This window comes from Gottfriedia sp. NPDC058432 (genome assembly GCF_042721555.1).
Classification (GTDB): domain Bacteria; phylum Bacillota; class Bacilli; order Bacillales; family Bacillaceae_G; genus Gottfriedia.
This window is the reverse complement of sequence record NZ_JBHXLC010000008.1, coordinates 154179-167975: the sequence shown is the minus strand read 5'-3', so window position 1 is coordinate 167975 and position 13797 is coordinate 154179. Positions and strand designations below refer to the sequence as shown.

Below are 13797 nucleotides of genomic sequence, written 5' to 3'. Positions count from 1 at the left end.
CTATATAAAGCAATTAGCGTGCCAACTTTCAAAAAAGGATAGAACTATTTTAAAAATAGTTGAAAAGCCTTACATTACCAACATTCTAGTACCAGGTACTAGTAACACCAATAAATCTATTCTACAACAATATTTTGAAAAATGACAGTAATTGTATGCAAAAATATTCATAGCACGCAAATTATTGCGTGCTATTTTTTGCAGTGTGGTATTTTTCCAATTTATAATACAAATTCCTTACTGATATTCCAAGCTCTTTTGCTGACCTTGTTTTATTACCATTATTTTTCATTAATATCTTTTCAATAATTTCACCTTCATAATTTATAACCATTTCATCAAGGGAGCTTATTTCTTCAATATGAACTTCTTTATGATTAACAGTTTGTTCTTGCTTAACTTGTACGATCGCAGATAAATGTTCAGGTAAGATTTGTTTTTCATTAAATTTCATGAATATAACCGCTCTTCCTAACACATTTTCCAATTCCCTAACATTACCTGGCCAATTGTAACTTTTTAATTTATTTAATGCTGATAATGAGATCCCTTCAACATTTCGACCGTAATCTTGATTTATTTTTGCTAATAGTCTCTCACCAATTGGTAAAATATCTTCAATTCGATCTTTTAATGCAGGAATAATAATAGGAAGCTTATTTAAACGATAATAAAGGTCTTCTCTAAACTTTCCTTCAATAATTGCTTCCTCAAGATGAACATTTGTCGCAGCAATCACTCGCACATTAATAGGAATCGATTTTGTCCCACCAACACGTCTTATTTCTTTCTCTTGTAGGACCCTTAATAGTTTGGCTTGCATCGCAGGTGATAATTCTCCGATTTCATCTAAGAAAATACTACCATTATTCGCTTCCTCAAAAAGTCCTCTTTTCCCACCACGTTTTGCGCCAGAAAAAGCACCTTCTTCATAACCGAATAATTCACTTTCCAATAAAGTTTCAGAAATCGCAGCACAATTCACTCGAACGAATTTATTATATTTGCGATCGCTTTCATTATGAATCGCATGAGCAAACAATTCCTTACCAGTTCCAGATTCCCCACGTAGTAATACGGTAGCAGGAGTGCTCGCAGCTAATTTAGCCTGCATGATTGCTAAACTGATCCCCTCTGATTCACCAGCTATATCCTCAAATGAATATTTCGCCTCTAATGTTCTAATAATTTGACGTGCTCTATGTAGTTCATTCGTTAACTGTGAAATTTCAGAAACATCATGGATTACCCCAACACTGCCTTTTAATTTTCCGTCTACGATTACAGGAGCTACATTTACTAGTACATCACGATTTTGCTTTCCGACTTTCATGCGTACTCCACGAACTGCTTGTTTTGTTTTTAACACTTTTAAATGAACACTTTCACCTTCAGCAATATCGATTGTTGCATGTTTACCAAGAACTTGTTCACGCGAAAAACCAGTTAATCTTGTATATGCCGGATTAATAATAATTCCATTACCTTTTTCATCTACAACTGAAATGGCTTCATCCGAACTTTGAATGACTGCTTCAAGCATGCTATAAACTTCTTTTAAATTAGTAACCTCTTCTGCTAAATCGATTACCTCAGTATCATCTTTAAAAACAGAAATTGCACCTTCAAGTTCACCATCTTCTCGAAAGATTGGAATACGAGTCGTAAAAATCTTACTTCCATTTATTAAAATATGCTCTTGATTAATTTCCTTCTTTTTCGTTTGAAGAACTCGAGGTAATTTACTAGTCGGAACAACGTCCAATATATACCTACCGATCGCAGTATCTTTATCAGTATGTAGCATTCTTTCTGCAGAGCGATTAAATAAAAGTATTTTTCCCCACTTATCAACCACGATCATTCCATCGTGAGTGTTGTCCAAAATTAGTTCCTGTTGTCTTTTTTTATTATTAATTAAATTAAAAAGTGATTCTTTTTCTTGAACAAGATCAGATATCATTTTTGCAACTGAACCTGGAATGACTATAGTATGCTTGGCTTTATACTCGTTTATTTCCTTGTATATCGTTTCATCTCCAGTAGTATTTATGACAACATCAATCTCATCGTTTAAATTCGACTTCCAATCCTTTAGTATTGGAATATGTAAGCTTTTAGCAAATTCTAAACCTTTAGCCTCTTTTATCATATCTACTACTGCAACAACATGAAATAAATCAGAATGTGATAGAAGTTTTAATACAGCTGTACCACCTGTTCCCATTCCGATGATCATTACGTTTTGTTTCATCTTAGTTCACCTACTAATTTCAACAAATTATTAAACACATTAGACTATTATATATATAAAGTTATTCTTTCGTCTATTTCAAATGTTTTATAAGTCTTGACAACACTATACTTGTATAAGATTATGAAGAAAGAGAATTTCGTAATTTTATACTTTATTGTTACTTTTATCGGAGGAATTAATTAACATGAAAGAATCATTTACACGTATGTTAGCATTCGTTGTGATTGTTGTACCAATAGCTTTAGCAGTTATCGGAATTAAATTACTTCGTGATACGGTATTTCTAATCCATTCTTTTGGGATTCCGAATCTTCCATTGCAATTATTAATCGGACTTGTTTCATTAGGTGTCGGTTTTTATTTAGTCGGAAGCTTTGTATTATTTAGAGATCGTAAACGAAACAAAGTCCAAGGTAAATTTTTAAAAAGATAATTTTTGTGAGCGTAAAGTAACATTTGCTTATGCGGGGACTCATTAAAACCAAAAGATAAATAACAAAACAAAAAAAGTGCTAATGTAAGCACTTTTTTTATTTGCTAAGAAGCTGACTTCTGACTTGGAAAGCAAGCTCTGGATAGTCAGTAATAATCGCCGTACACTTGACTTCAAATAACCGTTTCATAACAGATGGTTCATTAATTGTATACGGTCTTACAGCTATGTGATGTTCCATTGTTTCTTCTATTTGTTCATCAGTAATAATGCGATAATTAGGATGAATTGCATTTGCTTTATAATCTTCAGCAATTTTCCATGGCTCTTTACTTCTTCTATTAAAAAGAACTGCGGTTTCAATGTCTGGTGCCATTAAGTGGAATTTAAGCATACTTTTATGATTAAAGGAAGATAAAACGATTCTTTTTTCATATTCATATGAACGGATTAAATTTATTACACGTTCCTCAAGTCCATGGTATTCGATTTTATCGTTTTTGAGTTCAACATTGATACTAAAATTATTTCCTTTTGCCCAATCAAAAACTTCTTTTAAGGTTGGAATCGTACACCCTTTAAATTGGCGTTTAAATCGATAACTAGCATCAAATTGCTTTAATTCAGCTAAAGTATAATCTTTTACGAAACCTTTACCGTTAGTTGTACGATTTATTGTTTCATCATGAATAACAACAATTTCACCATCTTTTGATAAATGTACATCTAATTCAATTCCGTCTGCCCCTAAATCTTCACATGCCATAAAAGAAACCATTGTATTTTCTGGGTAGGTTCCTGCAGCACCTCTATGACCAATAATATCGACCACTGAAATTCCCCCTATGTGAGAAAATATGTACTTTCTTCTTTTTCTTATTGTATACTAATTTTACGAAACTAAGGAGGATTATTATGCGACCATTGCAAATTTCGCCCGAAACGGCAATTTTACTTTCTAAGAAATTAAACGTTCCTTTAGAACAAATTATGCATATGCCACAGCATATATTAATGAAAAAGTTGATGGAATTAGATTCGACTAAAAACGAAGAAGCATCTGAGGATAACCAATCTAAATAGTAATTTAGCATAAATAAAGAAGGTAGAAGTAGTTTTTCTACTTCTTTTTTTATGCACCTTTTTTCTTAATTCTATCTTTAAATTACACTTTTATGTAAAATTGTACAAATAATTAACAATTATGAGCTAAATTTAATTTAAACTTCCTTTCATATTAATAAGTTTTCAAGTAAAATGTAATGTATTGTGTATATTTTATAACGAAAAGTATTTATGGAGGTATTTTTAAATGTTACCTGATTGGTTAATTGGTTTGATCATGGGGATGGTAGAAGGATTAACAGAATTTTTACCTGTTTCTTCTACTGGTCATATGATTTTAGTTGCTGATTTATTAAATTTCACGGGTGAGAAGGCTTCATTTTTTGAAGTAATTGTTCAACTTGGTTCAATTCTAGCAGTAGTGGTTGTTTTTTGGAAACGACTATGGTCAGTACTAGGAGTTAAATCAGATGGTTATAGAAAAACGAACCTCAACTTAATTCATATTATTATCGGTGCTATTCCAGCCGGAATTGTTGGGCTTATATTCCATGATTTCATTAAAGATGTTTTATTCTCACCTAAAACTGTTGTAATCGGATTAGTAGCCGGCGGTATTTTATTAATTGTTGCTGAAAAAGTCTCTAAACAACCTAAATCATCCGATTTAGATCATATCTCATATAAACAAGCTTTTATTATTGGATGCTTTCAAATGTTAGCTCTATGGCCAGGATTTTCACGTTCAGGCTCTACAATAGCTGGGGGATTATTATTTGGTTTAGATCGAAAAACTTCTGCAGAATTTACTTTTATTTTAGCAGTACCGATGATGATCGCTGCAAGTGGATTAGATCTAATTAAAAATATCGATATTTTAAGTGCTTCAGATTTACCATTATTCGCAACTGGATTCATCACTGCGTTCGTTGTAGCACTACTTGCGATCGTTTCTTTCCTAAAATTATTAGAGAAAGTAAAATTAACAGGTTTTGCAGTTTATCGTTTTATTGTAGCAATTGTTTTCACGATTGTATTTATATTCTAATTAAAAACTATAAAGAAATAGGACAACCATTAAAGGGATGTCCTATTTTTTTATTGCTGTATACAACAATACTCTAGTCTCCATTTTAATCAGCTTATTTTACAAATGGAAAAAGGCTATTCGTACAACGTATACGAATAGCCTTTGTAATATATATGTTAGTTATTTAAATTTAAAAATTGTTGTCTATTGGCGAAAGCCCTACCTCTCTTTCGCAATTCGGCTCCAGGGCCGTTCCATTAGGCAGCTTGTTTCACAACAATCTTCACTAACAGACACTACTACTAATTTTAAACAAGGTTGAAATAGCTGACGCGTCATGGAATACGTCCAATTTTCTTCCAAATTTCGTAGTAATAATATCGTTTTTCTAAATGTTTCAGTGGCGCAGTAAATATTATAGCATAATAAAAATTATTACGCAAACCATTTTTTATTAGATAGAAAAAACAACGGAAACGTACTTTACATTTTTTCAAAGTAAAATTTTGAATTTCGTTGTTATAGAGCTTATTGAACTAACAGCTTTTACGAAAATTTGGGAATAAATCGATAAACTCATTTTCAACAACAAAAGAAAACGTTGTCTACTAAAGACAACGTTTTCTTTTGAAAAAGTATAATTGCTAATGCGAAAAAATACCGAAGATCTCGTAAGAAGTTATTCGCTAAGAGAAATGTCTGTGGAATCACTGTCAGAAGCTAATCGGGATTGAATTTTTCTTAAATAATTAATAATAAAAATAAATTATGAAGCTTTATGCTCTAAACGTAATTTATCAGCTACCATTGCAATAAATTCTGAATTTGTTGGTTTTGCCTTTGACATTGAAATTGTATAACCAAATAATGTAGAAATACTATCGATATTTCCACGGCTCCATGCTACTTCAATCGCATGTCGAATTGCACGTTCAACTCGGCTAGCTGTTGTATTGAACTTTTTAGCGATATCTGGATATAAAACTTTTGTAATTGAACCTAAAAGCTCAATATCGTTGTATACCATCGAAATCGCTTCACGTAAGTACATATATCCTTTAATATGTGCAGGTACCCCAATTTCATGGATGATACTTGTGATACTAGCATCTAAGTTACGTGGCTTGCTTTCGTAATTTGAAACTAGAGAAGGTGAATTACGTTTAGTTACCGAACTACCCTTTCCTACTACTTGACGGATATTGCTGATTAAATGCTCCATATCAAATGGTTTTAAGATAAAATATGATGCACCAAGATCAACAGCTTTTTTAGTAACATCTTCTTGACCAAATGCAGTTAGCATAATAACGTTTGGAATTTTTTCAACTAAGCCAGCGCGTAAACGATCTAAAACCGCTAATCCATCTAAATGAGGCATAATAATATCTAAGACTAGTACATCTGGCTTTTTATCTTTCACTAGAGGTAAGCAGTCTTGTCCATTAAACGCAACACCAACCACTTCCATATCTGTTTGTGCGTTAATGTAGTTTTCTAACATAATAACAAGTTCTTTATTATCATCAACTAATAATACTTTAATTTTCTCCACGCCCGTTCCTCCCTACATCCTCTATAGTGAATTTTCATTACTTATTACCGATAATTTCGACAATAAAAATTTATTTCCTGTTTTTATTATAAATTCTGAATATTTTTATTAATATAGATAGTTTTCTTCAATTTCTTCTAGCATTCGACGATTGGTTTAAAAACTACTATGTATTAAGTCGAATTATACATATAATTCATTATATAAAAAATTAAATAGTATGTAAATTTATAATTTTTAATATAAATTTACAATTCTGTAACATTAGCCGTCATATCAATCATCCTCTACATTAAAATTTTTTTAATTTTTCTTTGTGCTAATAGTATATTACCATTTTTTTCCTATTTTGACTTAATTTTAACTAAATACACGACAAAATTTAATATGTGTATTTTTCAGTACTGAAATATAAATTGTTATCTTATGCTATAAACCAATTCACAAAAGGGTATTTTAAAGTGCCTTTACGTGCTCTTCATTTAATGAGTAAGTTACTTTGAACGATGGTATTTAACACTTGTAGGAGCTGCAATAGAGGCCTCCTGAGCCCCTTAATGATCGTCTCACAGAAATCGATTATGCTGTAAGGGAAATAAACTAAAACACATAAAAATACACCTACATAATTTGATAGGTGTATTTTTTAAATCAAGAAGCCTTTTTATTTTGATAATCATAAATCGGTACCTTAGCCTCATCAAGCATCCATTCAATATGAACTCCATATCCACTAGTGGAATCATTTACAAAAACATGTGTAACTGCTCCGATTAATTTTCCATTTTGAATGATTGGTGAGCCGCTCATTCCTTGTACAATCCCGCCTGTTTCTTTAAGTAAACGTTTATCAGTTACTTTTAAAATAATCCCTTTAGTTGATGGGAATTTTTGTTGAATACTACTTACTATCTCTATGTCAAATGCTTCTACTTTATTATCATGTATTACGGTAAGTATTTTAGCAGGACCTTTTTTCACTCCATTTGATAATGCAATGGGTAATGGTTGAGACATGATCCCATTGTCAATTTTATTGTTAACCTTACCGAATATTCCAAATGGACTATTTGAAGTGATATTACCAATTGTTCCACGATCTAGTGCAAAATGCGCTATTTTTTCTCCTGGTGAACCATCTGCACCTTTTTCAATTGCAGTAACTGTTGAATAGACTATATGCCCATCTTCTACTTCAATGGCTTTTCTCGTATCACTATCAGAGATAACATGTCCTAGTGCACCATATTTTAATGAATTAGGTTCAATAAATGTCATCGTGCCAATACCAGACGCCGAATCTCTTATATATAATCCAATTCGATAGCTATTATGACCTTGATCACGAATAGGTTGTAACATTTTTGTGTAATACTTACCCTCGCGTTTTACAGTGATTTTTATAGGCTTTCCATACTTTCCTGCTTTTTGAATAAATGGTAATACATCAGACATTTTTTCGATTTGTTTACCATTCATTTTTATAATCATGTCTCCAACTTTAATACCGGCAATTTCACCTGGAGACTTTTGTCCTAAATTAGTATTTACTAAATGATGTCCAACTACTAAAACACCTACTGAGTTAAGTTTTACTCCTATTGATTGTCCTCCTGGTATTATTCTTAAACTGTTTAATACTTTTACATCCACCTTTTTACTTGGTAATTCATTCATACCAAGTGCTACATTAACAATTTCTTGTTGATCTTTATTTTTTATGGTAGATGAAAATACATTATTTTGATTTATATTAAACACGCCAATACCAACTATAAATAAAAGGAGAAGAATTTTTATTATTCGTTGAACATTTATTTTTTTCACAAGCGAATCACTCTCCTTAGCGCCAAATTTCATTTTTTTTAATTCGTGGCTATGTAGTTAATGTTAGCTTTGTAAAAGCAAAATATGATTGTAAAAATATGATAGATTCTTTAACGTATAATGTTGTATTAGTATGTTTCATTTAGCATTTTCCAATTACTAATTTATCAATAATTCCCATAAAAAAAAGAGAATATTTAATGTATAGAAAAAAAATTCTATCATCAAACATTCTCTTTTACGTTCATTGAGATTGGTATTTTGCAGAAGCTGCCTGATCGATCAATTCTTTAGCGTGTTGAATCGTTACATCTGTAATTTCAACTCCAGCGATCATTCGTGCAATTTCATTAATTTTTTGATCATTCCGTAATGGTGTAACAGAAGTTTTCGTTCGATTTCCATCAATTAATTTGGCGATAAATAAATGCGTATCTGCCATAGAAGCAACTTGTGGTAAGTGAGTTATACAAAGCACTTGAGAATCTATCGATACTTTGTGTATTTTTTCCGCTATTGCTTGTGCTACCCTTCCACTAACCCCTGTATCAACTTCATCAAATATAATTGACGTAATCCCTTGATGCTTCGTGAAAATGCTCTTTAATGCTAAGAACATCCTTGAAAGTTCTCCACCAGAAGCAACCTTTGCTAATGGCTTTAAAGGCTCACCTGGGTTTGTTGAAATATAAAACTCAACAAAATCAAATCCATCTTTTTTAAATCTAATATGTTTTTCATCTACATTCGGATCTGATTCTTGTCCTTCTTCAACATCAAACATAATTTCAAAGGTTGTTTTATCCATATAAAGCTCTTTTAATTCTTTATGTATATCAGCAGTCAAGTTGATTGCTAATTCTTTTCTTTTATTTGAAAGAGCCGAAGCCGCATTAATTAGCTTGATTGTTACATTATCTAAGTCTTTTTGTAACTTCTCTATATGCATATCTTTATGTTGAATAGTATCCAACTCTTGTTCGATATTTTCTGCGTATTTTAAGATATCAGCAACACTATGGCCATACTTCTTTTTTAACATAGAAATCTCACTTAAACGAGTTTCAATTTCGTTTAATCGATTTGGATCATATTCCATTTGTTCAATGGAATCACGTAATCGATACGATATATCTTCTAATAGGTAATAGCTACTACTGATTCCTTCATGCATTTCTTTAATGTCATTATCAATATTCGCTACTGACTCTAAAGAATACATACTCGACCTGACCGAATCTAACCCTGATCCATCCTGTGATAAACCTTGATATGCTTCAACTAAAGATTTATATATGCGTTCAAAATTTGAAATTTTGAGTCTTTCTTCCATCAATTGATCGTCTTCATTTTCTTGCAAATTCGCACTTTGTATTTCTGTTAGCTGAAATTGAATTAGATCTAACCGATGAGCCATTTGTTGTTCGTTTTCAGTTAATTGCTTTAACTGTTTTTTTAAGTCTGTATAGTTATTAAATATATTTTGATATTCAGTATTCAAAGGAGCAATTGCTTTCTCATCATATTGTTGTAACATCGGTAAATGATGCTCTTGGTCCATTAAATCTTGGCTCTCATGTTGCCCATGAATATCAACAAGTAAGCCACCTATTTCCTTAAGTATAGAAGTTGTCACTAATTTCCCATTGATACGGCATACACTTTTACCAGATGAAGTAATATCTCTTTTTAAGATGATCATTTCATCTTCAATGTCAAAGCCTAATTCTCTGCATCTAGAATAAATTAGATGATTCTCATTTTCGATATGAAATAAGCCTTCAATTTCTGCTTTTTCAGTATCATATCTTACGAATTCTGCAGATCCACGACCACCAAGTAACAGACCGATGGCGTCAATAATGATCGACTTCCCCGCTCCTGTTTCACCACTTAGTACAGTTAAACCCTTTTCAAATGAAATGGAAACTTCCTCAATGATTGCAAAATTTTTAATGATAATTTCAGATAACAATGAGTTTCTCTCCTCTTTTTAAAACCATTCTCCTATTGAAGCATGTCAATAAATTTTTCTTTTAAATCATCAGCATCTACAGGTGTACGACAAATGATTAAGATCGTATCATCACCACAGATAGTACCCATAATTTCTGACCAATCTAAATGATCTATTAATGCACCAACTGCATTTGCATTACCTGGCAAAGTTTTCATTACAATTAAATGGCTTGAACTGTCAATTTTAATAAATGAATCAATTAAAAGTCTTTTTAATTTTTGTAATGGATTAAATCGTTGATCTGCAGGTAGGCTATATTTATATCGACCATCAGATAACGGTACTTTTACTAGATGTAGTTCTTTTATATCACGTGAAATCGTTGCTTGGGTTACTTTAAACCCTAAGTCTCTTAGTGATTGTACTAATTCATCTTGTGTTTCGACTTCATTTTTTGCGATAATTTCTCGTATTTTTATGTGACGCTGACCTTTATTCATAATACACCTCTTTGCAAATTCCGACAAATATCTTACTTAAAGTTTATCTTAACTAATCTACTGGTTATTGTATATATTTTTTTAAACGTTTTCATAAAATGCATTTTTTGAGCATATTTTTTCTTTTCTTTTTTATTATGTTCGAATCCTAATTTCTTAATTTGAAAAAGGAGAAAAGGAAACCTATTTGGTTTCCTTTCAGACTGTTGACAAACGCTCGCTTTCTTCGTTGCTTCGCCCGTCTGCGGTGCTCATTACCGTCCAGGGTAACTCCGCTCCTCACCGGGCTTCGCGCCTCGAAAGACAAGCGCTTGCAATCAGTCTGAAAATCAGGTTTTTAGAACTTTGTCTACAAATTGAAAGGAAACCTATTTGGTTTCCTTTTTATTATTTTACCTTCTTTAATTCACTATGTGCTTCATTTACAATTTCCATTGGTAATCGATTTAACTCGCTATTTCCAATTTCCTTTGAACCTTCCCAATGAAGGTGAATTAAAAATTCAATGTTACCGTCTCCACCAGTTATAGGAGAAAAAGTTAAAGCTTTTATATCATATCCTTGGCGAAGCGCAAAATCGGTCATCATTTCAATAACTTGTTCATGCACTTTTGGATCGCGTACAATACCCTTTTTACCAACTTGCTCTCTACCAGCTTCAAATTGGGGTTTAATTAACGCGACAACATCACTTGAAGGTACTAATAATGTTTTTAGGACTGGTAAAATCAAACGTAACGAAATAAATGATACGTCAATTGAAGCAAATTGAGGTAACCCTTCAATTAAATCTTCTGGTTTAACATAACGAAAATTTGTTCGTTCCATTACAATAACACGTTCATCCTGCCTTAATTTCCAAGCAAGTTGATTGTATCCAACATCAAGTGCATATGATTTTTTTGCCCCATTTTGAAGGGCACAATCTGTAAATCCACCTGTTGAAGATCCAATATCAATCATAATTTTATCTTTAACTGATAGATCAAATGTGTTGATCGCTTTTTCTAATTTGTACCCTCCACGGCTCACATAAGGCATAACTTCACCTTTAATTTGTAAAGGGAGTTCAATATCTATTTTTTCACCAGGCTTATCTAATCTTTGCTCCTTTGTATAGACAAGTCCTGCCATAATTGCTCGTTTAGCTTTTTCACGTGTTTCGATTAAACCACGATCTACTAAAAGTACGTCTACTCGTTCCTTTTTTGCCATTTATATGTCATCCTCTTATTTATTACAAACCATTTCACGGATTTTCTTAACCGATTCATCTTTTGTTAAATGAATTTCATCAAGTAATTTATCAACATCACCATGTTCAACAAATAAATCCGGTATACCAATACGTTCTACACGGACGTTTTGAAAATTATTTGAACTTGCAAATTCTAAAACAGCACTTCCAAAACCGCCTTGTAATACTGCTTCTTCGATTGTTAAAATCGGTTTTCCGTCCTTAAAGATATCATTTAACATTGCAGTATCCATCGGTTTAATAAATCTTGCGTTTACTACTTTAACAGAAATATTTTCCTTCTCTAACTCATCCGCTGCATCTAGTGCCATTTTTATTGTTGTACCAAAAGTTAAGATAACTGCATCAGAACCTTCTTTTAATACTTCCCATGATCCAATCGGAATTTCTTTTAATTGCTCATCCATTGGTACGCCTATACCATTCCCCCTAGGGAAACGCAGCGCAATTGGGCCATCGTCGTATTGAATTGCAGTGTTTACCATATGTTGGCCTTCATTCTCATCTTTAGGCATCATTAAAACTAAGTTTGGTATATGACGTAGGAAGGCAATATCAAACACACCTTGATGAGTTTCACCATCCGCACCTACTAAACCTGCACGATCGATTCCAATGAATACATTTAAATTTTGTCTACAAATATCATGTAATACTTGGTCGTATGCTCTTTGAAGGAATGTTGAATAAATTGCTAAAAACGGCTTCATTCCTTGCGTTGCTAATCCAGCTGCTACTGTTGCCGCATGCTGCTCTGCAATACCGACATCAAAAATTCGGTCAGGTAATTGAGCTTGGAAGTTTTCCAATTTTGAACCTACAGGCATCGCTGGAGTAATCGCTACGATTCGCTCATCTTTTAAAGCTAATTTTAATACAGTATCACTAACAAGTTTACTCCATGCTGGTGGTGCTTTATCCGGCTTAATTAACTTACCAGACTCTACTTTATAAGGACCTGTGCCATGCCAAGTTCCAATATCATCACTTTCTGCTGGCTTGTATCCTTTTCCTTTTTTCGTTAGAACATGTACTATTACCGGGCCTTTAGTTTTCTTAGCATATTCAAGGGACTCAAATAAGTCTTCAAAATTATGACCATCAACTGGTCCAAAATAAGTGAATCCCATTTCCTCAAAAAACATCCCTTGTGTAACTAAGTATTTAAGGCTATCTTTTAATTTTTTTGATGTACTTGATAGTTTGTCTCCGATTCCAGGAATTTTTTTGATCACACCTTCAAGTTCACCTTTAGCCCAACGGTATTTCCCAGTTGTTCTCAGTCTTCCTAAAATGCTATGTAAAGCACCTACGTTCGGAGCTATAGACATTTCATTATCATTTAAAATAACGATGACATCTTTTTGCTCATGACCAATATGGTTCATTGCTTCAAGTGCCATCCCACCAGTTAATGCACCATCTCCGATAATCGGAATAATGTATTCACCAGTTTTTTTTATATCTCTAGCAATAGCCATCCCCATTGCCGCAGATAGTGAAGTCGAGCTGTGTCCAGTTTCCCATACATCATGCTCACTTTCATTTCGTTTAGGAAAGCCACATAATCCTTTAAATTGTCTTAGTGTTGTAAATTCTTTCGCTCGACCAGTTAATATTTTATGAACATATGATTGATGTCCTACATCCCATAAAAATTTGTCTTTAGGCGAATCAAAGACTTTATGTAATGCAATCGTTAATTCAACAACTCCTAAATTTGGGGCAATATGACCCCCAGTCTCAGAAAGCTGTTGTATAAGAAATTTACGAATTTCTTCACTTAATACTTCTAATTCACCGTTCGTTTTATTTTTTAAAAAGCACGGATTTTCAATTGTCGTAAGATCCATCTTGGATCACTCACCTTCCTAGATGTTAAATCTATATAAATAATTCATTATTATGTAAT

General features: G+C 32.5%; 10 protein-coding genes and 1 pseudogene. 3 read left to right on the top strand and 8 right to left on the bottom strand.

Annotated features, from left to right (window positions below):
- Nucleotides 1-181: 181 nt before the first annotated feature.
- Nucleotides 182-2254 (bottom strand): sigma 54-interacting transcriptional regulator, encoded by a 2073-nt coding sequence (locus tag ACFWM3_RS10635; RefSeq protein WP_390311313.1) that lies wholly within the window; start codon nt 2252-2254, stop codon nt 182-184.
- A gap of 187 nt (nt 2255-2441) precedes the next feature.
- Here ACFWM3_RS10635 and ACFWM3_RS10630 point away from each other — a divergent pair, with 187 nt between their 5' ends.
- Nucleotides 2442-2690, top strand: a complete 249-nt coding sequence (locus ACFWM3_RS10630) for a DUF2627 domain-containing protein (protein WP_114346315.1) — start codon at nt 2442-2444, stop codon at nt 2688-2690.
- Between the two features lie 97 nt (nt 2691-2787).
- Here ACFWM3_RS10630 and ACFWM3_RS10625 read toward each other — a convergent pair whose 3' ends face one another.
- On the bottom strand, nt 2788-3522 hold the full coding sequence (locus tag ACFWM3_RS10625; RefSeq protein WP_390311312.1) for a glycerophosphodiester phosphodiesterase: 735 nt from the start codon (nt 3520-3522) through the stop codon (nt 2788-2790).
- 83 nt (nt 3523-3605) lie between these two features.
- On the opposite strand from ACFWM3_RS10625, the gene ACFWM3_RS10620 reads away from it, so the two are divergent.
- Together ACFWM3_RS10620 and bacA are read left to right on the top strand one after the other, a co-directional pair.
- Entirely contained in the window at nt 3606-3773 is a 168-nt protein-coding gene (locus ACFWM3_RS10620; RefSeq protein WP_390311311.1) for a YycC family protein, read from the top strand.
- A gap of 229 nt (nt 3774-4002) precedes the next feature.
- The gene (gene bacA / locus ACFWM3_RS10615) at nt 4003-4803 is read left to right on the top strand and encodes an undecaprenyl-diphosphate phosphatase (RefSeq protein ID WP_056475200.1); all 801 of its coding nucleotides are present in this window, start codon (nt 4003-4005) and stop codon (nt 4801-4803) included.
- Nucleotides 4804-5551: 748 nt separating this feature from the next.
- On the opposite strand, the gene spo0A is transcribed toward bacA, so the two are convergent.
- From spo0A to dxs, 6 genes and pseudogenes are all read right to left on the bottom strand, one after another.
- Complete coding sequence (gene spo0A / locus ACFWM3_RS10610; RefSeq protein WP_056475196.1) at nt 5552-6340, bottom strand: sporulation transcription factor Spo0A; 789 nt, start codon at nt 6338-6340, stop codon at nt 5552-5554.
- A gap of 651 nt (nt 6341-6991) precedes the next feature.
- Nucleotides 6992-8101: pseudogene (spoIVB, locus tag ACFWM3_RS10605) on the bottom strand (SpoIVB peptidase); the annotation flags it as partial.
- Nucleotides 8102-8411: 310 nt separating this feature from the next.
- Nucleotides 8412-10142, bottom strand: a complete 1731-nt coding sequence (gene recN / locus ACFWM3_RS10600; protein ID WP_390311310.1) for a DNA repair protein RecN — start codon at nt 10140-10142, stop codon at nt 8412-8414.
- Nucleotides 10143-10174: 32 nt separating this feature from the next.
- The gene (gene ahrC, locus ACFWM3_RS10595) at nt 10175-10627 is read right to left on the bottom strand and encodes a transcriptional regulator AhrC/ArgR (RefSeq protein WP_056475186.1); all 453 of its coding nucleotides are present in this window, start codon (nt 10625-10627) and stop codon (nt 10175-10177) included.
- A 387-nt stretch (nt 10628-11014) separates the two neighbouring features.
- Nucleotides 11015-11842 carry a TlyA family RNA methyltransferase gene (locus ACFWM3_RS10590; protein ID WP_390311309.1) on the bottom strand — a complete coding sequence of 276 codons (828 nt, stop codon included), beginning with the start codon at nt 11840-11842 and terminating at the stop codon, nt 11015-11017.
- A gap of 15 nt (nt 11843-11857) precedes the next feature.
- Nucleotides 11858-13738 carry a 1-deoxy-D-xylulose-5-phosphate synthase gene (dxs, locus tag ACFWM3_RS10585; protein ID WP_056475180.1) on the bottom strand — a complete coding sequence of 627 codons (1881 nt, stop codon included), beginning with the start codon at nt 13736-13738 and terminating at the stop codon, nt 11858-11860.
- Between the last annotated feature and the right edge of the window lie 59 nt (nt 13739-13797).